Genomic DNA, 25,056 nt, shown 5'->3' on the forward strand with positions numbered 1-25,056 from the left:
GGCCTTTTGCTTTTATCCGCCCGCTCCCCGCGCTCATCCCGGCCGGCAATCCCCCCCGCCATACCACGCCCAGCCACATCACCCGGCACCGAACGCAACCCGCTGCACGCCTCTCGTCGAGGGACGGCTCGCAAATGTCCCAACCAGATATAACGCCAGCCCATCGGTGTTACGGGCTATTCCAACGAGCTGATCACGAAAGCACTCAACATCAAACCCGTCGCACCGATTTGCCCAAATGTTGCAAAAGTGAAATAAGCTAGCGCATCAGATTGACCTTGTTGATATGTACTGGGCTAAGCTGCAGTCAACAACGCCAAAGCTCTCAGCGAACGATCGGTAAGCACAACTACTTGTCCCGTTTCCACGCATCGGCCACAATGTTCGTCGCACCGCAAATCATATAACTACGACCATCCGCATTTGACGGCATCCGTTTTCCAGAGAAACGCATCGCTGGTCGTTACTTTCAATACTCGACCGCACGTCGATATGAAATTGGCTATCTTGATCATCGCAATTTTGCTTGCTGCCTTACTGACCTTATATCTCGGCCAGGACAGGTTGATATTGTTTCCCATGCCGGAAGACCCGCATAAGACGGATCTCGCTGTGACAGGAGCGATGCCATGGGATGACCAGGGAGTCTATCGAGGTCTTGTGTTTGAACCCAAATCACCGGCCAAGGGTACGATTGTTTTCTTTCATGGAAACGCCGGCGCAGCACAATACCGTGCGCCGTATGCACACAAGTTGGTTACCTATGGATATCGGGTCCTACTCCAAGAATATCCAGGCTTTGGTGCCCGAAGCGGTAGTGCTTCGCTACCGAATGCGGTGGAATCCGCCTTGGTGGACACGAAACAAGCAGGCGAAAGATGGCCTGGTCCAATGTATCTGATGGGTGAATCACTTGGAGCCGGGATAGCGGCCCAGATCGCCGCATCCAATCCCGCGGGTTTTGAAGGGCTTGTCTTAATCACGCCATGGAAAAGCCTATCGGCGCTGGTTAACGAAAAATTTGCGGGAATTCCTTTCTCATTCCTTTTGCGAGAGCGACTCGATACCTTCGATGCACTAAACCGATATCCGGGAAATGTGGTGGTGGTAGGAGCTGAAAACGATACGCTGATTCCGGTTGAGCATGCAAAGTCATTGGTCGGCGCACGCACCGGTATTCACTATCTTGAATTGGAAGGGACAGGTCACAACGACTGGTTCAACGCGATGAGCGATGCACGATGGGGCCAGGTCATCTCTATGATGGCTGCACCTAAATACCATGTTCCTGCAAAGCAGTAATCAAGCCGATCGAAAAGCTTGAGTACGAGTAATGGGAATGGCTATCCAAGCCGATGAGTATTATTTGCCTACCGCCTTTTTCTGTGTGTCCGTAATCGTCCAGTAGTAAATGGTGCTGCCGTCTACGACTTCTGTTTTCTCCGGTGGCCATTCATCGCCCATATCGAAGGAATGCGACACCACCCGTGTACCTACCTTCAGCTGTTCCCATAACTGCGGACGGAGTTTCCGATTGATGCTGTTGAGAAGGTAAAGCGTAACGACCGTGGCATCGGACAGATCAGTCTGAAAAAGGTCGCCGACAGTAAATGTCGTTCTACCGGTAACACCTGCCTTCTTCGCGTTCGCTTTCGCATCGGAGATGCGTTTAGGGTCGATATCAATTCCAATACCGCGGGCACCATATTTCTTTGCGGCGGTGACCACCATACGCCCATCACCGCAGCCCAGGTCATACAACAGATCCTTTTTGGTAACCTTAGCCATCTGCAGCATCTTGTCGACCACGGGTTGTGGTGTCGGCACATAGGGAACGTCGAGTACCGGCGGTTTTGCGTTCTGTGCAATTGCCGGCATGCCGGTCATACCTGAGGCGAACGCGACGGCGCATATTTTCAGGGCATTGCGTCGCTGTTCAAAGGGTAGATCGGGTTTTTGACGTGAAGGCATATCGTTCCCTCAAAAGATTAAATGCATGCAACAAGTGCTTCCGGACGGCTTTTTCTTTGGTGGACTTCTGAAGCTAACCGAAGACATTTGCAGTTGATCCTACGACGATAAAAAATACAAAGATTGATAAAACATAACTCGCCGTGTTATTGCCTGTCATGTTGAAATTCGTCAATAGAAGTAGCTGTGCATCATTCCTTCGTTATGGAACACACCTTATCAGCGAAGACATTTCGAACTAAGTTAATACACGCATGCCTATAAAAATATTCAATCCTAAGAAAGGTGCATCATGCAAACCCCATCTGGCGATACAAGGCTCGCGCAGCCTGCAACGGAGGAAATGAAGCTGCATGGCGATCAGCTTGGAAATGAGGTGGAAGCGGCGGCAGGCATAAAGAAACAAGAGAACCAAAATCAGCGGACGACAAATTCCGAAGGTGACGGAAGCGCTAAACAGGACAATCCGTAGAAAGACCTTTCCAAAACCACGTGAATTGCCCTATAGCTTGTCTTGACGATCCAAACGCGCATCTGCCCGTTTTTGCGTATGCAGATTTCTGACATATTCATCGCAGCTAAACTGGATGAATTGGAACCATTCAAAGTGAATGAACTCCATAACACTGTATGCATGTACAGTAATTGGAAATTTAACTTTTCCAATGAAAAACCCAAGTTTCGAATGGAGATCATCATGGATAAGCAAACGCAGGCAGATGCACAGAACAGCAACATGGTTAAGGATCCGAAGAACTGGACCACCGGCGACGAGCCAATGACAGGGGCGCAGAAGTCTTATCTGAAAACGCTTTCAGAGGAGGCACATGAAGATCTGGACGAAAATCTTACAAAAGCCGAGGCTTCTGAGCGTATCAATGAACTGCAGGAGAAAACCGGACGCGGACAGCCGGACGGCGACGGAAAGTAGATCAATGCGATGTCGGGCAGTCTTTAATCGTCAGCGAAAAGTTTTATCCAAACTGCCCGTTTGTAGCTATCCGGGTTCCAATGCTCGCGAGCGATTGAGTCCGGATAGCGCAAAGAAGCCAGTCTGCGCATTCTAAAAAATCCTCCTGGATTTTCTGGGTTGCCTGCCGCGTTCCCCGCGCGGCGCAGCTTGTTTGGAACCGTCTTTAGTATGACTCATGGCGTTGCAGCACATATTTCCAACGGCAATATGCATGACCTGGCCCACTTCCCAGCCACGAACCTTGCGCCGGACATCAATCTGTCAATTCCCCCTCAATCAACCATTTCACCCAGCAAGGAACAGTGAACCCGCGCCAACAATGTGCGCCAATCATGCTGCAATCACGATCGTGTTGATGCATTTTCCAATAATCGAACCGGCCATTCGATTGCTACAATCCACTGCAAAATACCCTTGCGCCAATCCCCGAATCGCTGAATGCGCTTCCGTTCGCGTTCAAATGGTGAACCAACATTAAGCAACCCGGAATCCAGTTCCAACACGCCACTGCACGATGCCGCAATTGCTCGACAATCCCTTTTACTATCTCGACAATTTTCACCACATAGTGGATTGGGTCCGTGCCCGGTATAGTCACTTGCTGAACCAGGAGGAGCACCGATTCGTCGAAGGAATTGCCTCGATGCCGCAGGCTTCCCGAGCGCTGCTTGTCCGGATGGTGATGCGCAAAGGACCGGTATTTCGTGCCAGCAGACTGTGCTATGGCGAAATTGGCTGCACGCGATCAGCGGTTCGGCCGCTGGTGGAGCAGGGGTGGGTGGCAGAACGGGTGTCGTTATCGCTTGACGAAATATTCGGTATCCTGACGAAGGCAGAGGTGCTTTCCGCCTTCCGTCTTCCTCGTTCGAGCGCTGCGATGAAAAAGTCGGAGTTGCTTGATGCATTGCGCGCGGAATTCAATACGCCCCGGTGCTTCGCGGAGTGGTATCCGGAGTCCGAGGATTGCGTGTATCAGGTCATGATCGACCCGTTGTGCGAACGCCTGAAGCTGATGTACTTTGGCAACTGCGTGCAGGATTGGTCTGAGTTCACCTTATCTGACTTGGGCATCAACAAGTATGAAAAAGTCGATTTGACAACCGCATCGCATGCATTCCGGTCGCCTGAGGACATCGACTGCTATCTTCAACTTCACCGGCTCCGGGATCGTCTCGAGGCAGGTGACGCGGCGGATGCCGTCTTGTCCGATATGCCCGATCGTGTGGCCGAAAACGAATGGCTGGAGGGACGCAGGGCCAAGCTGCTGCTCCAGATTGCCCAGGAGCTGGAACGCAACGGCAGCGTGGACAAGGCGCTGCATGTGTATTCGTCATGCACTTATCCGGGCGCGCGTATTCGCATCGTCCGCATCCTCGAACGCAGCGGGAAAATCGGTATGGCTCATGCGCTGGCACAAGAAGCGGAACGCAAGCCCGAAAGCGAAGCCGAGCTGCAGCAGTTGATGCGGGTCCTGCCTCGTCTGCAGCGAAAACTCGGTCTCGAAAAGATTGGCCGGCGGGTTGCGCCTGCCGTTGATCGCATCGATTTGGCCTTGGACCAACCGGGAACGCCGTACTCGGTCGAACTGCTGGTTGCGAACCATCTGGTGAGCGCCGAGGCGCCCGTATTCTACGTGGAGAACACACTCATCAATTCCTTGTTCGGCCTGTTGTGCTGGACCGCCGTCTTCGCACCGGTTCCCGGCGCGTTCTTCCATCCATTTCACAGCGGCCCGACCGATTTGTACCGCGCCGATTTCCATTTGCGCCGTGAAAACCTGTTTGCAGCGTGTTTTGCGCAGCTGGAGTCGGACGACTACAGGCATACCATCCGGCGTCATTTTGCGGAAAAATGGGGCATGCAGTCGCCGTTCGTCTCCTGGGTTAATTTGAGCGCCGAACTGCTTGATCTCGCACTGGAATGCATTCCTGCCGCCGATCTCGGGAAGTTCTTCGCGCGCATGCTGCTGGACATCAAGGCCAATCGCGCGGGCCTTCCGGATTTGATTCAGTTTTGGCCGGTGGAGCGTCGCTACAGGATGATCGAAGTGAAGGCGCCCAATGATCGATTGCAGGATAACCAGATCCGGTGGATGGAATACTGTGTCATGCATGATATTCCCGTCAGCGTCTGTTATGTGGACTGGGTGAAGGAGACCCTGTGAAATACCGTGTTGCCGTGCGGGCCCTGACTGAATTCACCGCCAAGCAGGGCGACCTGGATCTGCGCTTCACACCCTCGCCAAGTGCACAGGAAGGTATCGTCGGGCACACGGTGGTTACAGGCCGGCGGGGCGAAAACTATCAACGGGAAGTTCCGCTGTCCCTCGCATATAAACATCTTTTGGTGACTGGACGGGCGGACGGTTACGATCCGGGGCGCAACCGTATCGAGGAAATCAAGACCCATCTGGGTGATTTGGCGACCATGCCCGGGAATCATCGATCGCTGCACTGGGCGCAGGTAAAAATCTACGGTTGGCTCCTGTGTGAAAAGCTGGGCCTGGAGCAGGTGACGCTTGCACTGGTGTATTTCAACATCGCGACGCAGCAGGAAACCATCCTGGAGCAGGTGCATCTTGCCACGGACCTGAAGCAGTATTTTGAAGAGCAGTGCGAGCACTTTCTGTCCTGGGCGGAACAGGAGATGAATCATCGCTCGAGTCGCGATGCCGCACTGACCGCCTTGCCTTTCCCGCACAGCGATTTCCGCGACGGGCAGCGTTATCTGGCCGAGTCGGTGTTTCGCGCCGCCAGCACGGAGCGATGCCTGATGGCCGAGGCGCCGACCGGGATCGGCAAAACAATCGGCGTCCTGTTCCCGCTATTGAAAGCGAGTCCTAGGAAGGAAATCGACAAGATATTCTTTCTTGCCGCAAAAACACCCGGGCGGGGCATCGCCCTGGAAGCGCTGGGGCGAATCCGGAATGCCAGCCCGGAGCTTCCCATGCGCGTGCTGGAACTGGTTGCCCGCGACAAGGCCTGCGAACATCCGGACCTGGCATGCCATGGCGAGTCCTGTCCGTTGGCGCGAGGCTTTTATGATCGCCTGCCGCAGGCGCGTACGTCGGCGCTGAACGCCGGATTGACCAACGCGCTTGATAGGGACAACCTGCGTGCGGTCGCGCTGCAACATCAGGTCTGTCCGTATTATCTGAGCCAGGATCTCGCCCGCTGGAGTGATGTGGTGGTGGGCGATTACAACTATTATTTCGACAGCAGTGCGCTGCTCTATGGGCTGACCACGGCGAACCAGTGGCGGGTCGGTGTATTAATCGATGAGGCGCACAATCTGGTCGATCGCGCCCGGAAGATGTACACGGCGGAATTGAACCAGACGGCATTGCATTTCCTTCGTCAATCGGCGCCGGAAAAGCTGAAGCCGAGTCTCGACAAGCTCAACCGGAGCTGGAATGCGATCAACAAGGAACAGCATGAAAGTTATCAGGCCTATCCCGATATACCCGATGTATTCGTTCGCGCGCTGAAACTGGCCGCCGGCGCAATCACGGAGTTTTTCGCTGACAATCCGGGTCATGTCGATAACAATCTGCTGGATTTCTATTTCAGCGCACTGCATTTTTCACGCCTCCAGGAAACCTTCGATACACATTCCCTGTTCGACATCACCATCGAAACGTATGGCCGCTCACGACGGTCGGTCCTGTGTATCCGCAATGTGGTTCCGGCACGATTCCTCGCGCCGCGTTTTTCGGAGCCTCGATCGGCGACATTGTTTTCAGCCACCTTGAGTCCGTGGCATTACTTCACCGATATGCTGGGGCTGCCCGAAACGACTGCGTACATAGATGTCGAGTCGCCGTTCAAGGCGGAGCAGCTTGCGGTGCATATCGCGGAGAACATCTCGACGCGGTACCAGCATCGCGAACGGTCGCTCTCAGCCATCGTGGAATTGATGGCAGGGCAATTCTGCAGGCGCCCGGGAAATTATCTGGCCTTCTTCAGCAGTTTCGACTACCTGCAGAAGGCGGCGGAGCTGTTTCGTCTTCGTCATGCTGACATACCGGTATGGGAGCAATCCCGCAACATGAGCGAGACGGAGAGGGGACAATTTCTGGAACGCTTTCACCAGAACAGCACGGGAATCGGGTTTGCCGTATTGGGCGGTCCGTTCGCCGAGGGTATCGACCTGCCGGGCACTCGACTGATCGGCGCCTTTGTCGCAACGCTCGGTTTGCCGCAGATTAATCCGGTCAATGAACAGATCCGGGAACGCATGCAAGCGATCTTCGGCGCGGGCTACAACTATGCTTATCTGTATCCTGGACTGCAGAAGGTCGTCCAGGCTGCCGGGCGAGTTATTCGGACCCAGTCGGACCGCGGCACTGTCTTCCTGATTGACGACAGGTTTGCGCGGCCTGAGGTGCTGGACTTGCTACCGCGCTGGTGGAAGATTGAAAGGATCGGTGCTCATCTCACCCGTCGTGAGGCGAACGCTATGCCGGATGGCTATGTCGATGGATGAGCCGGGAGTACATGGGAAAGCCGGCCGGCAATGTATCCGGCCATGTATCGCCGCTTCCCGGATGATTCGATCCTCAATTCAATAATACAGACGACCGGTGGCGCCGATGACGCCGATATCCAGGTATTGCGAGCCATTGCGGTTGGTTTCCGTAAAGCTGATCGGATGGCCGCCAAGCTTGAAGTTATCCATCGATGTCAGCGCCTTGGTGATTTTTTCCGACGTGGGATTGGGCCCGGCCATGCGAATCGCCTCCACAAGCAGGCGCGTGTTCATATATGTCTCGAAATTGGTGGCGTTCGAGGTGATGCCTTTGCCGTAACTGCTTTTCAGGAAAGCCTGGAAATCTTTTGCCAGCGGCAGGGAGGTCGAGTCCGGGTTGGGAACGACCTGGCTGATGCCCATGCCGCGAACGCGCTTATCGCCTGCCGCGTCGACCAGCGCCTTTACCGGAACGAATGACAGGGTGAAGATTTGTGCCGCACCGACCGGGGCGTCGTACACCCGCATGAACCGGATGACGGCCTCCGGCACGCCCATCAGAAAGATCGCCTGCGGCTTGGCGTCGATGATCTGCTTGGCATGTTGGGTGAAGTCGGTTTCGCCCGCCTTGTACGGCGTTTTGTTGATGACTTCGAATTTGAACTGCTCGGCTGCCTTGGCAATACTCTGATTGATCCCGGCGCCGAAACCGTCATCCTGGTATAGCACTGCAACGCGCTTGAGCCCAACGGTCGATACAAGGCGCGAGATTTTCATGATCTCGTCGGTGTACGTCGCGCGGGTATGGAAAATCATTTCCGAACCTGGTCCGCGTATGACTTCCGCTCCGCTGAACACGCCGACCAGCGGTACCTTGTGCTTGGCAAGGACACCGGATTTGATGATGCCTATCGTGTTTGCCGTGCCTACGGCGTTCATCATGGCGACGACATTGTCTTTGGTGATCGCTTCCTCGACCAGGCCGGCAGTCTTCTTCGGATCGTATTGGTCGTCCTTGATTATGCGTTTCAGGAGGTTGCCGTTGATGCCGCCCTTTTCATTGATCATGTCAAAGTAGCCATTGACGACCGCGGTACCTTCCACTCCGGTGGCGGCGTTCGGACCGGTCAGCCCCAGTACGGAGCCGATCCTGATTTCTCCCGCGTAAGCGGTACTGGCGACGCAAACTGCATACAGTGCTGCAATAACACCTCTGACCAACATACTGTCTCCTCGAATACTGCCGTTTGATGAATGTTTTCGGTTTCGTTTGAAACATGCCGTCGTGGCGACGACACTGCTAAGGTAAATACCCAGCCGGAGAAAATAGCAAGGAATTTTCTTATGAGCAATATTTGCGTTGGAGAATTTGCTCTAATGCAGACAGGCGGCTCTTTCAGCCCAGGCGTTGGCTGAAATTGTGAAAACCATCCGAAGGTGGAACGGATGGCGCATCGTAAGCGGCGAAACGCGCTCGATGATTACTTGGGATTTCCCGAAACAAGCTCGATTCGTCGCTGGATACGCGTGTAGACGTCCTGCGCGCCTGCTTGCTGGGCGCGCTGCGCCTGCACACCGAGCCAGGCCAGCAGCGGCCGGCGCCATCCCTGGGACGAGGCCGTCTCGGTTGCGACTTCCATGTCAGCCGGCGTCAGTCGTCCGTTCTGGAGTAACGCGCCAGCGGCGACGAGCCGGGAAAGCGGATCTTCGATTTCGCTGAGCAAACTTTTACCGATAGCGGGTGCCGATGCGCTCACCAGCGCTCGATGATGCGTGGGCAAAAGCGCTGGATCCACATCTTGCCAACGTCCGGCAATATAAGCCGCATAACTTCGCTCGGCCGGGCTGACATCATCGGCGATCGCCTGGAATCCGGTGCATGGTCCGACCTCAAGGCTGGCTACACGGGTAGCGCAGCGGATCAGTTCCGCCTGCGCCACCAGATCGGCGCGGCCGGTCGCAGCCAGTTCACTACGTGCGCGTGCAAACTCCAGATCGGCGACTCTCGTGTTACCGCTGAGATAAGCGGTGGAATAGCTCCGCAGCGCCGACGATGCGCTGGACTGCCAGGCAGGCGGAGCGGGCGTGCTTGCGCACCCAGCCAAGGCGGCAAAAATGGACGGCAGAAAGAATGGCGTGATTTTCATGGCAGTTTTATGTCGGTGGAGCGGGCGAACGGCCATTTGCGATTGACTTCGTCAACCAGCGCCGTCACCTTGCGCAAACTGGCTTCCACCTCGGCACGCAGGGTGCCGAGATCGTCGGTAGCAATGCGGGCATTGGCGCCGACCGCCTGGGCTTCGGCGAGAACGGCATCCACTTTCTTCAGCGTGGTCCGTGCGTCGCCGAGCACGTTGTTGAGTTGCGCGACGCTAGCCTGAGCATCATCCATGATTCCCTGCTTCCCGAAAACGCGTTGGTCGGTCTTGGACAGCAACGCATTGACCCGTTCGAGCGCGACGATGAGTTTCTTTGCTTCCTCGTCGCTGCCCAGCGCGCTGCCCAGCATGCCGTAACGGCCATTCATCCGGGCAGTGGCGGTCTGCAGGTTGGCAAGGCCGACGTTGAGGCTGGATTCGGAACCGGTCATGGCCTGAAGGTTTTCCAGCAATGCGCGCGCCGTCGCGACCAATCGCGGAATCTCCGCATTGGTATCGCCGCGCAGCACCGGGCGCTCCGCGTTCGGCGGAAGGGGGGGATCGGTCAATACGCCGGAGAATGCGCGGATGCGCGTTTCGCCGACGAGTCCGCGTTCCATCGTGAACACGCTGGTAGTCCGCAACCATTTGGCGTCTTTATCGGGTACGTCGATCAGGATGCGGGCCCGGCCGTCCGGCGCGAGTTCGACGCGCTGGACGCGCCCGATCGGAAATCCCGAAAAGGTCATATCCATGCCGACGATGACCCCTTCGGAGTCGTCCGATACCAGAACCAATCGCTGCGTTCGTTCGAATGTACCCCGTGCGTACATCACATACAGCAAAAAACCGGCGATCAGGCTAGCCATCAAAATCAACAGCAGGATTGCCTTGAACTGGACGTTGGGTGGGACGGGAGAAGGGGACGGATCGGAAGGGCGTTCCATGTGGCGGGAGTCGGGTTAGATGTACTTGACTGCAAGCGATCCGGATTCGATCAGAAGCAGTACGAAGAACAGGCGCATGGCGCCAGGTTGTACGGTGGACAATACGGATGCTTGCGTGGAATCGGCGCGGCGTGGTCGTTCGAGCATGGCCGCCATCGGTATGATGGCAACCGCCAGACCGAAAAGCAGTGTTTTCAACGCAAAGCCGACGGTGACGACAGGATCGAATACACGTCCGACGGTACGCGTATAGTCCATCAATCCCCAGGGCGACAGGCCATAGACGTTCAGGTAGGCCAATACCAGCACTACCGCGCTGCTCATCAGGGCAAGACTGAATACGGAAAATACGTTTGCAATTACTTCCGGCACGACGTCGACGTGAAAGTCCAGGGCGGAATTGCCAGCCTTCGTCGGCTGATTTGCTTCCGGAACGACCGGAAGCGCACCCGCATTGAATGCAAGTCCGGCGCGCAATGCGACGAACAAAGCGGCGCTCAACGGGATCAGCTCGAGCACGAGAACACGGACCATCATCTCGAGCGCATATTGCGACAGCCCGTAGCTGAGCGCCGTGACAGCCACGATCCGGATCAGCACCAGGCTGACGAGCATGCTGGCTAGCGTAAACCAGAGCAATACCCGCCAGGTGCTGGTGTAGATATGGGTTGCGATCAGGACGCGGTTGGCGCGGCGATAGGTGGACGGCGACAGTGCGATGACGAGCGCACCAGCGCCAAAAAGCGCGAGAAACCACCAGCTCGCCAGCTCCTGCCGGCAGATCGCTCCCCATCGGCGTGGTCTGAAGGGGGTAGGGGGGCTTGAAAACATGGACGAATGATAGCCGAAGCAACACCCGTCCCAAAAGATTGTTTCGACCAATCGCAATTCGGGTGAAAAGAAAGCCGGACAATGCATTGACAGGCGTGCAACTCCCCGGGCGACACCTGTCGACTTTTAGTTTGCGGATAGGGATTCGAAGAACCGTACTGCCAGCGTGTAGCAGAACGGCGGCGCCAGGAAGTGATCATCCGCATCGGGATGGCTTGCCGCCCACTGCGCGAAGCCGCCATGCACAAGATCGCCCAATGGTCCAGCCGCCAGGCTTGCGCGATTTCTCAGGTCGTACACGGGTACCGTCACACCACGTGACGCGAAGTAGGCCGCCGCTTCGGTCGTGTTGGAGAAGTAGACCATGCCATCCCGCGCCGCACCGCATAACGCCATGGCGGCTCTCGGCGTCCAGTTCAGCAAGTCGTTGCGCATGATTGCCTGCCGGAAGGGGCTGTCGCGATTTAGCCTGAAGTCGTCGCGCAGAGCATTCCGGATTTCACTCCTGATGAGAAAGGTCTGACCGTCACCCTTGTCGAAGAGATTGGCCGGCGCGAGCCTCGCTTGCGTCGTTTCATCGAGAGTTGACGGAAACCATGTCTCTACCGTAGCCGCATAGGGCAGTTCGTAGAAATCAGCGGGACGCTGATACAGGTTTCCGTACGATTTCTGATAGCTGGTGACGATCAATGGAATTAGGGTGGTCGCGCCGAGATTGACATTGCCATCGATGATAAACTTTGCAAAATTGGTCAACGCATACGATCCGGACATGGGCATCGAACCTGTCACGCTGAACTCTCCCGCATAGTCGCGCTCGATGGCACGATGGGCGGCCATCGCGACGAATCCGCCCTGGGAGTAGCCGGCGATGAACAACTTCCGGGATGCGGCGGCACCTGTGGTCGGCAGGACGGATTTGGCGGCGCGAAGCGCATCGACGACATCGATCGCCTGCGCTTCGGCGTTTTGATAAGGATGATACGGCGAACGGTACCTGTCATAACCAACGTAGTTCGGCGCTACAACGACATAACCTTGGGCTGCAAAGAATGCACTGATCGCAAGAGCATCGGTATTCTGAAGATCGGCCATGTTGAAGCTTTTTTGTGTCGCCGTTCCATGCGCATAAAGCAGAATGGGGCGCTCTCCTTTGCAAGCCGTATTGGCACCCGACGGAACCAGCAATGCAGTCGTGGCATTGGTCTCCTCACCGACACCGCCCTGTGTTGTGTACTCGACTGCACGGAACACGACATTGCATTTTGCGGTGCCTGTCAATGCTTAAAGGCCCGACACGCCGGTGATTCGATCGATTTCTCCCGCGGTCAGAGTCCCGGTCAACGTCGGTGACCCGATTACCTGTCCCCGGGCGGATTTCGACGCAGCATCGTCACCTCCGCAGCTTGCCAGCAAGGAGGCGCACAGCAGCGCAGTCGAAAGGTTTCTCCACAGGTTGTTCGTAGTCAGCGTTCGCATGTATCTCCCCCAGATTTCAACAAAAAACCGTTCCGACAAATCGCGAAACTTGCAGAAACGACAATAGTTGCAATTATGACAGCAAAGATTGGCGATTTACGTATTATTTGGAGCGGGTTAAATCGGAAAGCGAGGTGCCTGAAAATGAGGTGAATGGTCATTCACCAGCTTTCAACATGATTGCGGCGCATATATGACGGAGGACGGCCAATTCAATGAATGCCCGGATTAGTGCCGTTCGATAAGAGGCAGAAATTCAGGCGCAAGGCGAGTGGCGGCATTGTCAAGTATGATCTGGAGATTCATTCGTACAGGTGAAGCTCAAACCGGTTCGGTGCCACGGTGCCTGCACCCGGTATCCATCGGTTGAGGTGTCCCGTCGCGTACTGGACACGACGGCCACTTTGCCATTAGCCGGATACAGTCATTGAAATGAATTCCTACAATCCTCCGCCGGACGGCCTCGTCGTCATTGCCAAGCGTGAATGCCCCACGTGCATGCTGGTAGAGCCGTTGCTGCGCGACTTGGCGCACGGTGGAAAGCCGGTGACGGTCTATGTGCAGGATGATCCCGGTTACGCCACCGGGCTCGACACGGTCATCCTCGACGATACGCTGGAGTACTCCTATCGCCTGAACGTCGAAGTCGTACCCACCCTTATCCGCATGGAGAACGGCGTGGAGCTGGAACGGACGTATGGATGGCACCGCGAGGACTGGCAGCGCCTGACCGGACATGACGGCCTGGGGAAGGACTTGCCGCCGGTGCGCCCGGGGTGCGGCTCCAAGACGCTCGAACCGGGCATCGCGGAAGAGTTGGCGATCAGGTTCGGTAATACCGTATTCACGTCCCGCCCGGTGGAAATCGCCGGATCGGAGGACTTGCTGGAAGTCTGCTTTGAGCGAGGCTGGACTGACGGGCTGCCGGTCGTCCCGCCGACGCGCGAGCGCGTGCTGCGCATGCTGTCCGGAACGATGCGTGCGCCAGACGAAGTGATCGGAATGGTTCCGCCCGACCTCGCTGCATGCACGGTCGAGAAGGTCGCCATCAATGCCGTCATGGCCGGCTGCAAGCCCGAATACATGCCGGTCGTTCTCGCGGCAGTCGAGGCAGCCCTGATCGACGAGTTTGCGATGCACGGCATCCTGTGCACCACGATGTTCGCCGGCCCGCTCGTCATCGTGAACGGACCGAAGACAAAGGCCATCGGCATGAACTCCGGTGTCAACGCACTAGGGCAGGGTAATCGCGCCAATGCAACCATCGGTCGCGCCTTGCAGCTGGTGATCCGTAATGTCGGCGGCGGACGCCCCGGCGAACTCGATCGCGCCACCCTCGGCACGCCGGGCAAATACACATTCTGCTTTGCCGAAGCGGAAGACGATGCATGGGAGCCGTTATCAGTGGAACGCGGTTTCGCCCGCGGCGCGTCGACGGTTACGCTGTTTGCCGGCGAAGGCGTACAAGGTATCGTCGATCAGAAATCCCGCACCCCTGAATCCCTCGCGCGCAGCTTTGCATTGTCCCTGCGCGCGGTAGATCATCCCAAGCTGGCGATGGCCGGCGACGCGGTGCTCGTCGTATCGCCGGAACACTGTCGCGTGTTCACCGAAGCCGGCTGGTCGAAAGCGCGGCTGCGCGAAGAGCTGGAACGCCTGCTGCTATTGCCCGGCGACGACATGGTCGTTGGCGCAGGCGGTATTACGGAAGGTTTGCCCGCTGCCGTGGCCGGGACGATGGTCCCGAAATTCCGCCCTGGCGGGCTGCTGATCGTCCGCGCCGGCGGAACGGCTGGGTTGTTTTCCGCTGTCATTGCCGGCTGGGCCGCCTCCGGTCCGGTCGGTTCAATACCTGTAACCAAGGAGATTCTTGAATGAAAGATCCCACCATCCTTCTCGATCCGACGGCGGAACGGTCGCCCGCCATGCGAGCGCTGCTGTCACGCCCTGCGGATCTGTCCGATCTCACGGTCGGCATCCTGGATATTTCGAAGGCGCGCGGCAACGTCTTCCTCGACCGGATCAGCGACCAGCTTTCGGCGCGCGGCGTCAGTGTCAAGCGCTATCGCAAGCCGACCTTCACCCGCGTCGCACCCACTGCGCTCAAGCAGCAGATTGCGTCCGAGTGCCATGTCGTCATCGAAGGACTGGCCGACTGAGGGTCTTGCACGTCGTGCTGTATGCATGACATTGCAGACCTCGAAAGTCGAGGCATTCCGGGAGTTGCGATTGCATCCACCGAATTCGAGCAGGCTGCCGCACTGCAGTCCAAAGTGCTGGGTTTCGATCCCGCAATGGTGTTCGTGCGGCATCCGATCCAGGACCGCACCGATGACGAATTGCGCGCGCTGGCGGATCAGGCTCTCGAGTCGATCCTGCGGGGTATCACCTCGACCTGATCAGTGTGTTGGCAAAGCATGAGCGCGGTAGGACTACCTCACCGCATTCATCTGCCGTCGGTCGACGGCGTTCTCCGCTGGCCGGCAATCGAAGCGTTGGTTGCCGCACACGGCCGCGCGGTGGTTCTTGGCGCGGTCCGCGATGAACTTGCCGCCCGGCGCTTGGCGGGCGAGGTCGGCGCCGACATCGATATTGCCGCAGGCATCGCTGGTCGGGCGCTGGCAATCATGGCACCTTCGCTGCAAAAAGTTTTCAACCTTACCGGCACCGTTCTCCATACCAATCTTGGACGCGCCCCTTTGCCGCCCGAAGCGATCGAAGCGATCGTCAAGGTCGCCTCCGGCGCAACGAATCTTGAATTCGACCTGGCAACGGGCAAGCGAGGCGACCGCGACGATCATGTGGAAAGCTGGCTGTGCCGGCTGACCGGCGCTGAAGCCGCCACGGTGGTCAACAACAATGCCGCCGCCGTGCTGCTGACACTGAACACGCTCGCACCGCGAAGGGAGGTCATCGTATCGCGCGGCGAACTGGTCGAAATCGGAGGTGCTTTTCGCCTCCCCGACATCATGGTTCGCGCCGGCTGCAAGCTGCGTGAAGTCGGCACGACCAACCGCACCCATCTTGCCGATTACAGGGAAGCGATTGGTCCGCGCACCGCTTTGCTTCTCAAGGCGCACGCCAGCAACTACCGGGTAGAGGGTTTCACCGCCGCCGTGCCGGAGGCGCAACTCGCCTCATTGGCAAAGGAAAACACGCTGCCGTTCGTCGTAGACCTCGGCAGTGGAACGCTCACCGACCTTGTACGCTTTGGACTTCCCCATGAGCCGACGCCTGCAGAAACGCTGGCCCATGGAGCCGATCTCGTTACCTTCAGCGGCGACAAACTGCTCGGTGGTCCGCAGGCCGGCGTCATCGTAGGACACGCGGACCTTGTGGCGCGCATCAAAAAGAATCCCATGAAGCGCGCAATGCGATGCGACAAGCTAACCATCGCTGCGCTGGACGCCGTGTTGCGCTTGTATGCCGATCCTGACCGGCTGGCCCAGCGGGTTCCGGTGATCCGGCTGCTCACGCGTCATCCGGATGCCATCGCTGCATCAGCACAGCGGGTTGTGTCCCTGGTAGCAAAATGGCTTGGCGCCCGAGCGGTGGTCGACACGATACCCGTCCAAAGCCAGATCGGCAGCGGTTCATTGCCGATAGACCTGCTGCCCAGCATGGCACTGCGAATCGTGCCGCAAGGCGGCAAGCGCGCGTCGGGTAGGGCGCTCGACGGGATTGCGGCTGCTTTCCGCGCACTGCCTGTGCCAGTCATCGGGCGCATTGCGGAAGGCGCTTTCCTGCTCGACCTGCGCTGCCTTGAGGACGAACAAGAGTTCCGTGCGCTCTTCACGGGTGAGGCCAGCCGATGATCATCGCCACCGCCGGACATGTCGATCATGGCAAGACATCGCTGGTAAAGGCACTTACCGGTGTTGATACCGACCGGCTGAAGGAAGAGAAACTGCGCGGCATGTCGATCGAACCCGGCTTTGCGTACGCCGATCTCGGCACCGGCATCCCGATCGGCTTCGTCGATGTGCCGGGGCATGAACGCTTTATACGGAACATGCTCGCCGGTGTCGCCGCGGTGGACTTTGCGTTGCTGGTGGTCGCTGCAGACGACGGTCCGATGCCGCAAACATTTGAGCATCTGGCCATACTCGACCTGCTTGGCATCAGGCATGGCGCGGTGGCATTGACCAAGGTCGACCGTGTTTCGCCGGCTCGCATCGACGAGGTTCGCGCGGACTTGATGACTATGTTGGCAACGACGGCATTGCGCGATGCGCCTGTATTCCCGGTCGCCGCTTTGCTGGAAATTGGATTGGATCCGCTACGGACATATCTTGCATCCGTTGCGCTAGCCTTGCCGCCACGGCGAGCGGGGGGGAATTTTCGACTCACCGTCGACCGTTGCTTTACGCTGACCGGAGCCGGAATGGTGGTCACCGGTGCAGCAGCCTCCGGTACGGTTTGTGTCGGCGACCAGGTGCTGGTCGCGCCGCAAGGAATCCCGGTACGGGTCCGTGGCATTCATGTGCACAATCGTGTTGCGGGCGAGGCAAACGAAGGCTGGCGCTGCGCGCTCAATCTGTCAGGGGCCGATTTGAAGCGTGCAGCCATCGAGCGTGGCAATTGGATTGTCGCGCCACGCGCTCACGTGGTGACACTGCGCTTCGACGCACGCATAACCGTGCTCCCGTCTCGGGAAAAACCCCTCTCGCACTGGACACCGGTACATTTGCATTGCGGTACGGCTTCGATAAGCGCCCGCGTGGCGCTGTTGGAAGGGCATCCTATCGTACCGGGCAAATCGGCGCTGGCGCAGATCGTCGCTGATGAGCCGATCCACATTCTGCGCGGTGACCGCTTCATCCTGCGCGACCAGTCAGCGCAGCATACGATCGCGGGTGGATTTGCACTTGATCCTTTCAGTCCGGCGCGCGGAAGGACGAAACCGGAACGGCTTGCGTATCTGGCCGCCATGGCGAAAGACAAACCGGGGGAGAGCCTCGATAACCTGCTTGCCACGCAAGCGGAGGGGGTAGCGATCGAGTCATTCGCCCTGACATGGAATCTCACGGAAGAAGAAATGTCTGGACTGACGGCGCCGTTTTCCCTTGTGCACTACAGTCATGCCAGCACGGTGTTCGCCTTGCCGTCCGGACGCTGGCAAGACATGCGGCATCAGTTGGAAGCAGCCCTTCGCAGCTTTCATGTCGAACGGCCCGAGGCTGTCGGTCCTCCGGAAGCGACGCTTGCCGAATTACTCGGGATGCGTACGCTTTCGCCGGCTTGGCGTGCCGCGTTGAAATCATTGAACGAAGAAGGGGACGTCGCGCGCGATGGCATTTGCTTCCGCCTTGCCAATCATCGGCCACGATTAACCGAATCCGACGAAGCGCTGCTGGGTAGTGTCGGCACGCTATTGCGCGAGGCCGGTTTGCGTGCATTGGCCGCTGGTGAACTTGCAAAGGAAATGGGCATGGATTTGGCGCCGCTTCTCGACTTCCTGGAGAGAGTCAGCCATCTCGGGCATCTGGTGCGGATATCCAAAAACCGCTTCTTCCTGCCGGCCACCGTGGATCAGCTTGTCGACGTGGCTGTCGCATTGGCGCGTGAGTCCGATCGTGGCGTATTCGATGCTGCCACGTACCGCGACCGGTCCGGCATAGGACGAAATGTAACCATAGAAGTGTTGGAATTCATGGATCGTGTTCGCATCACGCGGTATGCTGGCGGGGTGCGGAGCATTGTTTCATAAATACCTGCGTTCGGTCGCAGCCAAGTTAAAAGCAAGAGGAAGGGAATCGTATCCCGGTGGAGCGCCCGGACTTCAAATCCGGCGAGGCGCGCAAGGCGTGTCTGGTGGGTTCGACTCCCACTCCCTTCCGCCAGATTTTAACGCTGAGCACGCAATCGCTTGCGTGGCTCCTCTGTTGGCACCTCTAGAAGCGCGTTCCGGACGTATTCAGCGACGATGTTCCCGTCCCGAAGCCGGAGCTTGAAGTACCGAGACCCGAGCTTCCAAATCCGCCTGTGCCGGAGCCGCTTGTTCCAAAACCGGATATCCCGAAACCACTGGCACCGGTCCCGACCGATCCGCCGACGCTGCCGCCTGTCGTGCCTGTTCCTATCGTTCCTGTGCCGACCGTACCGGTTCCCACCGTACCCATACCCGTTGTGCCCACGCCTGTCGTACCCAGCCCGCCTGTACCTGTACCGAGTCCGCCGGTGCCCGTACCGATGTTCCCGGTACCGGTCGTTCCGACGCCCGTCGTGCCAATCCCCGTCGAGCCAACGCCAGTGCCGACGTTGCCGCTGCCGGGCGTTCCTGCTCCAAAACCCGCGCCCCCCGTAAGACCGGGCCCGGTGGCACCCGCCGGTAAAGAAGGAGTACTGTTGCCCGTTGTTGTGGTGTTGTCTTCATCGCCGCCGCCACAAGCAAGCAGGGCGACAACCGCAATGGCGATCGATGCGTGTTGGGCAGCAATCCGTATGTTTGAAAGTTTCATGATGATGTCTCTAGATGGTAGCTGTAGCCGGTGCCCGTAAATGAACGAAGCTGCTATAGCAGACCGTCATGCATCGAACGTGCCAGAAAATCATTCATGAATAAACTTAGGCACATGCAACAGATACCTATATTGCTCCCCCTGCAAAGAGTGAATAACGATAGCTGCGTCGATTATTTTCCCGACCGCACCGATTTCATTGCCGAAGAGCGAACGTTACTGGATCGGTTGATTGTGCCCGTTATAACCGACACGTAAAAACTACAAGCGTAGTCAGGAAATTGGCCGCCCGATCGCGCCACTGGACCGGGAGCCACAAAGAAGAAATATCGAATACTTGAAACTCTAGCCGCGGCCATGCGTTCAAAGTGGATTTATGGTCTTTTCAGCAACCTTGAGGTGACTACCATGCAACCGATTTCAGAAGTCATGACGCGTGAAGTTTCAGTGCTATCGCCGGACGACACTTTGACGCAAGCGGCGCAAATGATGCGTGATTTGAATGTTGGAGCACTGCCCGTATGTGATGGCAAACGTCTGGTTGGCATGCTGACCGACCGCGACATTACCATTCGGGCCGTCGCAGAAGGTAAATCACCTTCCGATGTTCGCGCTTCGGATGTGATGACCGATCAGGTCCTGTGGTGTTTTGAGGATCAAACCGTTGGGGAAGTACTTCAGCAGATGGGTGACCAGCAAATCAGAAGGCTGCCTGTCGTCAGCCGGAATATGGAACTGACCGGCGTGGTGTCGTTAGGCGACCTGGCCACGCGGCAAGCCGCTCAGACGGACAGCACTCTGGAGGACATTTCCGCTCCAGTACCGCCTACTCGTCCCAGTACAGGCAAGCAGCCCACCCAACACTGAGTTGTAAAATATTTCCGCTTTACTGCTTCGCCGAACAGCACGAAATCCATGCAACCGTTGCCGACGCACCGGCAACGTTGCTGGTCGTGGGTTCAGCACCTTTGCCTTTCATCCTCGCCCCACTTTTCCAAGCAATATGAGCTTTTAGCTCTTGCGAAAGCTCGTCAATTCCCCTTCCTTTAACTAGCTTCTCCGTCAAAAAGTGGTTTGCGGCCGCCTTGACACGCCAAATGCCGTCAAAAAGTTAATACGAAGAAATTTAGTTGTAAATTTTTCCTTCATTGTGCCCATTTAGCAATATTTCTTTATCGGCAACTTATATAAAGTGCAATAATTGACTTGCCGTCAATCATTATGATGTTCGGTTCGCGGCTTGAGCCGGTCAGCAAACCAAACGTGCCTCCCATTGCGACTGGAATCTCTTTTCTGAAAGTAGTGCTTTCTTTAGGAGTCATGCAATGAACGATCTATCGCTTAGCGCCACGACTCGCGCTTATGCTGAATCAAACATGCAGCACCAAGGTGTTCTTCCTGAATATGCGATGAAAGAAGAGAAGCTGCCCTTTACAGTCAAGCTGGTAGACAACGATGACGAGTTGCAAAAAGCCGTTAACATTCGGCACGCGGCTTATCAGAGGCATGTACCGGCGTTTGCTGAAAAGCTCAAGTCGCCTGAACCGATCGACAAGGAAGAGGGCGTCATCATCCTGCTCGCTGAATCCAAGCTTGACGGCTCTCCCATCGGGACGATGCGGCTCCAAACCAATATCGGCAAGCCACTCCCGCTTGAACAGTCCGTGACTTTGCCTGACTGGCTTTCGGGCAGAACGCTCGGCGAGGCTACCCGCCTCGGCGTCAGCGGCAGTCAGGCGGGACGGCTTGTCACCGCCGCCTTGTTCAAGGCAGGACTGCATTATTGCTTTCAAACCGGAATTGAATGGATCGTTGTCGCAGGCCGCTCGCCAATCGACCGGCAATACGAGCGGCTGATGTTTGACGAGGTGTTCCCCGGTTTAGGATATGTGCCCCTCAAGCACGCCAACAATATGCCGCATCGGATCATGTCGATCGAGATCGGACAGATCGAACCTCGCTGGCACAAGGCTAACCATCCGCTCTATAACTTCTTTTTCCGAACGTTTCATGAAGATATTCGTGTAAACAACGAGTTTTTGGTCAGAAATGCCCTAGAAGCGTAATAAAAATGGCACGTCCATACGGAAACGTATATTATTGATTTTCCGCAACATTTTGCTGCCTTGATTTTCCGTGTCTGTCGTTCGATTCAGATACCGGTGCATGAGGGCAGCAAGTTCTTACTTGGACAATCATTCGTGGCTACGTAAAACGGTCGAACATGGACGATTCATCTACAGGCAGACAACACTGCGGCACACGATTGCATCGTTTTCTGGATCGAACGCTGACATTCACATCAAGCCATGTTCTGTCATTCCTGATTCTGCTGATTTCCGTCGTTGCTCTAGTCGCGTGGGAAAAACACCAGCCGCAACGAGACGCATATCCACTGACCATACGCGTTCTGCCTGAAGGCAATTCACCAATCACCCTTGACGAAGCGTCGGCTCAATTGAGCAAGTTGCGCGACGTGGCTTACTACGATACAGAACTCTCCGAATCTCCTTTCTGGTTCAGCTTCACCGTTCCCCCTTTGCCGGACGGTCGGGCTTCCACAGTGGAGTTCCCATCGCGGCACACGCACAGCATGGCTTGTTGGGATGCCGAAGCTCGTTTCGAACTCGGTGCCGCGAGCCGCTCGAGCATTAGCGGCAAGATGGCGCCCGCCAAAGGCGGATTTGCGCTTGCGCTCGACCCTGACAATACCGATGCACATATCATTTGCCATGCCTCCTTCGTCGGGCCGGCGCGCATCTCCGCATCGCAGTGGCCAGCGTCGGCGCTTCGCATGAATACGGAAGAGTTTTTCAGGGATTCAGGACTCATGGACGGCGGCCTGGTCATGCTGGCGCTCTTCATGACCATCACTGCATACATCAATCGTGAGCGCACCTATCTTCTCTTCGCGGCATGGCTCATCGTTTCTCTTCGCATGGCGGCTCTATCAGGAGGATGGGATACTCAATGGCTGGGGCGCACCATTCCGGCGCAGTGGCTTTATCAAGGTCGGCTGTTCACGCTGGCGCTGTATTTCACGCTAACCATCTCCTTATTCAAGACGCTGTTCCGCACCCATCTCGACAAAGTGGGCTACGCATCGCTTCTGCACTATGCCCAGTGGACATGTGTGCCGCTGCTGGTCATGTCCATGACGATGTCGTATCAAACATTTTTGCCGATTTACTGGACAGCGGCCAGCCTTCTAGCCGCCGTTCTCGTGTTTCTCCTCACCCGCATTTTGGTCATTGCGCCGTCCTCCACCGCAATCTGGTACGCAGCATCGCTGGGAGTTTCTTTGCTCGGCAGCGTATTTGAAATCATTGGTGCGGCTCTCGGATACAAGGTCTTAATCGGCTCGATCAACAGCGTTACGGCGGCTTTATCGTCCAGTCTGCTAGCCGCCATTGCCATTGCCGAGCAGATTCGCGCTACCCAGCAAGCGCGGCTGGAAGCGCAGGCAACGCTTGAACACACCTACGAGGCCATGCCGATCGGACTATTCACCGCCAATACCGAAGGACGGTTTCTCAGCGCGAATCCCGCTATGATCGGCATGCTCGGTGCCAAACTGACAGACCCGTCAAGCAATGGCTGGGACCAGTATTTCGATGAGGGATCATGGTTGCAATTGTCGCAGCTGGTGGAGCGGCAGGCCGACGGCGAACTGGAAGTCGGCAACAAGACGGACCATGCATCGGCCGAACACAAGCGCTTCCTGGTAAAGGCAAGGTTGTCGCGTGGAAAGATCGAAGGTTCGCTGCAGGATGTAACCGAGCGTTCCAAGGCCATCACGGATTTGCGGTTCATGGCCAATAATGACCCGCTTACCAAGGTGTACAACCGCCGCGGTATTGAAAAAGTCATTATCAAAGCACTGGCTGAACTGCCGAATCAAAAACCATCAAGCCTCGCGCTGGCTTACCTTGACCTCGACCGCTTCAAACTGATCAACGAGTTATATGGTCATGTCGCGGGCGATGAAGTCCTCAAGCAGGTGTGCGACCGTGTACAAGGAGCACTGACCTGCAATCAAAAAGTCGGTCGCGTTGGCGGCGATGAATTCGTCATAGTCTTTTCCGAAACATCGCTGTCCGAGGCAGCAGCGATTTGTAATGAAATAATCGATCAATTAAGCGGAACCCACTATCGCATCGGCGACAAAGCGTTCCAGCTGCGCGGAACAATAGGCCTGGTCGAGATAGGGCCGGGAACGTCGTTCAAGGATGCAATTTCCACCGCTGACCGTGCATGCAGGGAAGCCAAGAGGGATTCGATTGCCCATCTTGTGGTGTACGAAAAGACTGCCACCGTCTTCAGCGAGCGGGCTGCGGAACTCACCATGGTTGAGCGTCTGGCTGCCGGAACTGCACTTGAGTACCTTTTTCTCGACATGCAGCCCATCATGTCCCTGAAGGCGCCGCATGCGTCGCTGAACTTCGAAGTGCTTTTGCGAATGCGCGATCGTGACGGCAGCCTCGTTTCTGCCGGTCGCATCATCACTGCTGCCGAGATCAGCGGATCAACCGGTGACATTGACCGCTGGGTATTGGCAACGACCCTCGCATGGATAGAAGAAAACGAAGCCAGGCTGACCAACACGCAATTTATCTGCGTCAATCTCAGTGGAGCGTCATTGAACGACGAGCGGTTTGTTCAAGATGCATTTGTACTTCTGGCCCGAAATGAACGCATCTCCAGCCGTCTATGTCTCGAAATTACCGAGAGTGTCGCGCTTCACGATCTCGATAACACCCGTCGTTTCATCGACAAGGTTCGCAGTTGCGGTGTGCGTATCGCACTCGACGATTTTGGCGCCGGGTACACGTCGTTCTCCTATTTGAAAGAGTTTCCCGCAGATCTGCTCAAGATCGACGGCAATTTCATTGTCGACATGAATGCCCATCCGGCCAATATCGCCATCGTGGAAGCAATCGTGAATCTCGCAAAAAATCTTGGCATGCAAACCGTCGCCGAATGGGCCGAAGACAATGCCACGGTTGAGACGCTGGCTGAAATCGGAGTTGACTATGTGCAAGGCTACGTCGTTGCCCGGCCACAGGCACCTTCCACATTGCTGGCTGCGACATCATCAGCAAGCTTTATCAAAGATGAACAATTGACCCGCTTTGTGCATACTTTGAGCCGCGCCACGAATGCTAGGGAGCGCTCAAGAGCTAAAGGCCATCCGAAACCGGTAGAGTCTTAACGCTTTTTCGGGCGTGGCAAGCTGGGCATGGACGGATAAGATGGCAGCTATTCGTACGGTGGCCGCTGACGTAGTGGTCATCAGGCAAATCCGCTCCTCCTTCTGAAATTCCAACCATCCTCGACTGTTTCCTTTTCCAAATCCTTTTGGTTTTTTTACCTTGGCTTTGTCTGTCGCAAACGGCATTGGCCTGTCTCGACTCCGACCCTTCGTTCGTAGGCAGTGTTATTCCCTTACTACAATTAAGAGACATTCTTTCCATTCGCAAAGCAGATACCTAACCAACTCCTTTGTAGCTGTGCAACTTGCTAATAATGTGAGCGCTTTCTGAAAAAGATATCAACACTTTGAATAGCAAAATCGCATCGCTAAAACGACTTCAAAAAAGTGCTTGGCGTCCAGCGAAATGGTTTGCTATAGTTCGCCTCCCGTCGCAAAACACAAAACAAAACGCGCTGCAAAGCGAGTGATGTAAATGTGTTGATGTGGCAGGAAAGTGTGGCTTAGAAGTAAGGTTTTTTGAATTGAATTTACAGCGTTTTTACGCTTGAAATCGACTCTTGAAACCCTATATGAA

The 25,056-nt window shown here is 56.4% G+C and carries 20 protein-coding genes and 1 tRNA gene; 13 read left to right on the top strand and 8 right to left on the bottom strand.

Annotated features, from left to right (window positions below):
- Positions 1 to 492 precede the first annotated feature (492 nt).
- A complete protein-coding gene (locus VGU61_RS08575; RefSeq protein WP_326858695.1) occupies positions 493 to 1,302 on the top strand; it encodes an alpha/beta hydrolase in 810 nt (269 codons plus the stop codon).
- Between the two features lie 60 nt (positions 1,303 to 1,362).
- On the opposite strand, the gene VGU61_RS08580 is transcribed toward VGU61_RS08575, so the two are convergent.
- Positions 1,363 to 1,971, bottom strand: coding sequence for a class I SAM-dependent methyltransferase (locus tag VGU61_RS08580; protein ID WP_326858696.1), 609 nt, complete (start codon positions 1,969 to 1,971; stop codon positions 1,363 to 1,365).
- Between the two features lie 292 nt (positions 1,972 to 2,263).
- On the opposite strand from VGU61_RS08580, the gene VGU61_RS08585 reads away from it, so the two are divergent.
- The 4 genes from VGU61_RS08585 (at position 2,264) to VGU61_RS08600 (ending at position 7,429) form a co-directional block, all read left to right on the top strand.
- Positions 2,264 to 2,443, top strand: coding sequence for a hypothetical protein (locus VGU61_RS08585; protein ID WP_326858697.1), 180 nt, complete (start codon positions 2,264 to 2,266; stop codon positions 2,441 to 2,443).
- A gap of 225 nt (positions 2,444 to 2,668) precedes the next feature.
- Complete coding sequence (locus VGU61_RS08590) at positions 2,669 to 2,902, top strand: DUF3072 domain-containing protein (protein WP_326858698.1); 234 nt, start codon at positions 2,669 to 2,671, stop codon at positions 2,900 to 2,902.
- Between the two features lie 556 nt (positions 2,903 to 3,458).
- Positions 3,459 to 5,108 carry a VRR-NUC domain-containing protein gene (locus VGU61_RS08595; RefSeq protein ID WP_326858699.1) on the top strand — a complete coding sequence of 550 codons (1,650 nt, stop codon included), beginning with the start codon at positions 3,459 to 3,461 and terminating at the stop codon, positions 5,106 to 5,108.
- Positions 5,105 to 7,429: an ATP-dependent DNA helicase gene (locus VGU61_RS08600; protein ID WP_326858700.1), complete on the top strand. Its 2,325-nt coding sequence runs from the start codon at positions 5,105 to 5,107 to the stop codon at positions 7,427 to 7,429. The genes VGU61_RS08595 and VGU61_RS08600 overlap by 4 nt, the downstream gene beginning before the upstream one ends.
- 78 nt (positions 7,430 to 7,507) lie before the next feature.
- Here VGU61_RS08600 and VGU61_RS08605 read toward each other — a convergent pair whose 3' ends face one another.
- From VGU61_RS08605 to VGU61_RS08630, 6 genes are all read right to left on the bottom strand, one after another.
- Positions 7,508 to 8,635, bottom strand: coding sequence for an ABC transporter substrate-binding protein (locus VGU61_RS08605; protein ID WP_326858701.1), 1,128 nt, complete (start codon positions 8,633 to 8,635; stop codon positions 7,508 to 7,510).
- Positions 8,636 to 8,892: 257 nt separating this feature from the next.
- The gene (locus tag VGU61_RS08610) at positions 8,893 to 9,558 is read right to left on the bottom strand and encodes a hypothetical protein (protein WP_326858702.1); all 666 of its coding nucleotides are present in this window, start codon (positions 9,556 to 9,558) and stop codon (positions 8,893 to 8,895) included.
- Positions 9,555 to 10,496 (bottom strand): mammalian cell entry protein, encoded by a 942-nt coding sequence (locus tag VGU61_RS08615; RefSeq protein WP_326858703.1) that lies wholly within the window; start codon positions 10,494 to 10,496, stop codon positions 9,555 to 9,557. Before VGU61_RS08615 ends, VGU61_RS08610 begins: the two co-directional genes overlap by 4 nt.
- 15 nt (positions 10,497 to 10,511) lie before the next feature.
- Complete coding sequence (locus tag VGU61_RS08620; protein ID WP_326858704.1) at positions 10,512 to 11,327, bottom strand: MlaE family ABC transporter permease; 816 nt, start codon at positions 11,325 to 11,327, stop codon at positions 10,512 to 10,514.
- Between the two features lie 126 nt (positions 11,328 to 11,453).
- Positions 11,454 to 12,581 (bottom strand): alpha/beta hydrolase family protein, encoded by a 1,128-nt coding sequence (locus VGU61_RS08625; protein ID WP_326858705.1) that lies wholly within the window; start codon positions 12,579 to 12,581, stop codon positions 11,454 to 11,456.
- A gap of 30 nt (positions 12,582 to 12,611) precedes the next feature.
- On the bottom strand, positions 12,612 to 12,806 hold the full coding sequence (locus VGU61_RS08630) for a hypothetical protein (RefSeq protein WP_326858706.1): 195 nt from the start codon (positions 12,804 to 12,806) through the stop codon (positions 12,612 to 12,614).
- Between the two features lie 432 nt (positions 12,807 to 13,238).
- Here VGU61_RS08630 and VGU61_RS08635 point away from each other — a divergent pair, with 432 nt between their 5' ends.
- From VGU61_RS08635 to VGU61_RS08655, 5 genes are all read left to right on the top strand, one after another.
- The gene (locus VGU61_RS08635) at positions 13,239 to 14,684 is read left to right on the top strand and encodes a thioredoxin family protein (protein ID WP_326858707.1); all 1,446 of its coding nucleotides are present in this window, start codon (positions 13,239 to 13,241) and stop codon (positions 14,682 to 14,684) included.
- Positions 14,681 to 15,205, top strand: coding sequence for a UGSC family (seleno)protein (locus VGU61_RS08640; RefSeq protein ID WP_326858708.1), 525 nt, complete (start codon positions 14,681 to 14,683; stop codon positions 15,203 to 15,205). Before VGU61_RS08635 ends, VGU61_RS08640 begins: the two co-directional genes overlap by 4 nt.
- 18 nt (positions 15,206 to 15,223) lie before the next feature.
- A complete protein-coding gene (gene selA / locus VGU61_RS08645) occupies positions 15,224 to 16,621 on the top strand; it encodes an L-seryl-tRNA(Sec) selenium transferase (RefSeq protein WP_326858709.1) in 1,398 nt (465 codons plus the stop codon).
- Positions 16,618 to 18,516, top strand: coding sequence for a selenocysteine-specific translation elongation factor (selB, locus tag VGU61_RS08650; RefSeq protein ID WP_326858710.1), 1,899 nt, complete (start codon positions 16,618 to 16,620; stop codon positions 18,514 to 18,516). The genes selA and selB overlap by 4 nt, the downstream gene beginning before the upstream one ends.
- Positions 18,517 to 18,553: 37 nt before the next feature.
- A tRNA-Sec gene (locus VGU61_RS08655) sits at positions 18,554 to 18,649 on the top strand.
- A gap of 51 nt (positions 18,650 to 18,700) precedes the next feature.
- Here the strand turns inward: VGU61_RS08655 and VGU61_RS08660 are convergent.
- Positions 18,701 to 19,267, bottom strand: a complete 567-nt coding sequence (locus VGU61_RS08660) for a hypothetical protein (RefSeq protein ID WP_326858711.1) — start codon at positions 19,265 to 19,267, stop codon at positions 18,701 to 18,703.
- 408 nt (positions 19,268 to 19,675) lie between these two features.
- Here VGU61_RS08660 and VGU61_RS08665 point away from each other — a divergent pair, with 408 nt between their 5' ends.
- The 3 genes from VGU61_RS08665 (at position 19,676) to VGU61_RS08675 (ending at position 24,479) form a co-directional block, all read left to right on the top strand.
- Positions 19,676 to 20,134 (top strand): CBS domain-containing protein, encoded by a 459-nt coding sequence (locus VGU61_RS08665; protein WP_326858712.1) that lies wholly within the window; start codon positions 19,676 to 19,678, stop codon positions 20,132 to 20,134.
- Between the two features lie 458 nt (positions 20,135 to 20,592).
- Complete coding sequence (locus VGU61_RS08670; RefSeq protein WP_326858713.1) at positions 20,593 to 21,333, top strand: N-acyl amino acid synthase FeeM domain-containing protein; 741 nt, start codon at positions 20,593 to 20,595, stop codon at positions 21,331 to 21,333.
- 158 nt (positions 21,334 to 21,491) lie between these two features.
- The gene (locus VGU61_RS08675) at positions 21,492 to 24,479 is read left to right on the top strand and encodes an EAL domain-containing protein (RefSeq protein WP_326858714.1); all 2,988 of its coding nucleotides are present in this window, start codon (positions 21,492 to 21,494) and stop codon (positions 24,477 to 24,479) included.
- Positions 24,480 to 25,056: the final 577 nt, after the last annotated feature.

Origin of the sequence: Noviherbaspirillum sp. (assembly GCF_035944575.1) — a bacterium.
Taxonomy (GTDB): Bacteria; Pseudomonadota; Gammaproteobacteria; order Burkholderiales; family Burkholderiaceae_D; genus Noviherbaspirillum.

Excerpts from the sequence above, each read along its gene's own strand:
- VGU61_RS08630 (WP_326858706.1), bottom strand. The coding sequence starts at position 12,806 with ATGCGAACGCTGACTACGAACAACCTGTGGAGAAACCTTTCGACTGCG.
- VGU61_RS08670 (WP_326858713.1), top strand. The coding sequence starts at position 20,593 with ATGAACGATCTATCGCTTAGCGCCACGACTCGCGCTTATGCTGAATCA.
- VGU61_RS08635 (WP_326858707.1), top strand. The coding sequence starts at position 13,239 with ATGAATTCCTACAATCCTCCGCCGGACGGCCTCGTCGTCATTGCCAAG.
- VGU61_RS08665 (WP_326858712.1), top strand. The coding sequence starts at position 19,676 with ATGCAACCGATTTCAGAAGTCATGACGCGTGAAGTTTCAGTGCTATCG.
- VGU61_RS08610 (WP_326858702.1), bottom strand. The coding sequence starts at position 9,558 with ATGAAAATCACGCCATTCTTTCTGCCGTCCATTTTTGCCGCCTTGGCT.
- VGU61_RS08605 (WP_326858701.1), bottom strand. The coding sequence starts at position 8,635 with ATGTTGGTCAGAGGTGTTATTGCAGCACTGTATGCAGTTTGCGTCGCC.
- VGU61_RS08675 (WP_326858714.1), top strand. The coding sequence starts at position 21,492 with ATGGACGATTCATCTACAGGCAGACAACACTGCGGCACACGATTGCAT.
- VGU61_RS08575 (WP_326858695.1), top strand. The coding sequence starts at position 493 with ATGAAATTGGCTATCTTGATCATCGCAATTTTGCTTGCTGCCTTACTG.
- VGU61_RS08580 (WP_326858696.1), bottom strand. The coding sequence starts at position 1,971 with ATGCCTTCACGTCAAAAACCCGATCTACCCTTTGAACAGCGACGCAAT.
- VGU61_RS08615 (WP_326858703.1), bottom strand. The coding sequence starts at position 10,496 with ATGGAACGCCCTTCCGATCCGTCCCCTTCTCCCGTCCCACCCAACGTC.
- selB (WP_326858710.1), top strand. The coding sequence starts at position 16,618 with ATGATCATCGCCACCGCCGGACATGTCGATCATGGCAAGACATCGCTG.
- VGU61_RS08585 (WP_326858697.1), top strand. The coding sequence starts at position 2,264 with ATGCAAACCCCATCTGGCGATACAAGGCTCGCGCAGCCTGCAACGGAG.
- VGU61_RS08620 (WP_326858704.1), bottom strand. The coding sequence starts at position 11,327 with ATGTTTTCAAGCCCCCCTACCCCCTTCAGACCACGCCGATGGGGAGCG.
- VGU61_RS08660 (WP_326858711.1), bottom strand. The coding sequence starts at position 19,267 with ATGAAACTTTCAAACATACGGATTGCTGCCCAACACGCATCGATCGCC.
- selA (WP_326858709.1), top strand. The coding sequence starts at position 15,224 with ATGAGCGCGGTAGGACTACCTCACCGCATTCATCTGCCGTCGGTCGAC.
- VGU61_RS08595 (WP_326858699.1), top strand. The coding sequence starts at position 3,459 with ATGCCGCAATTGCTCGACAATCCCTTTTACTATCTCGACAATTTTCAC.
- VGU61_RS08590 (WP_326858698.1), top strand. The coding sequence starts at position 2,669 with ATGGATAAGCAAACGCAGGCAGATGCACAGAACAGCAACATGGTTAAG.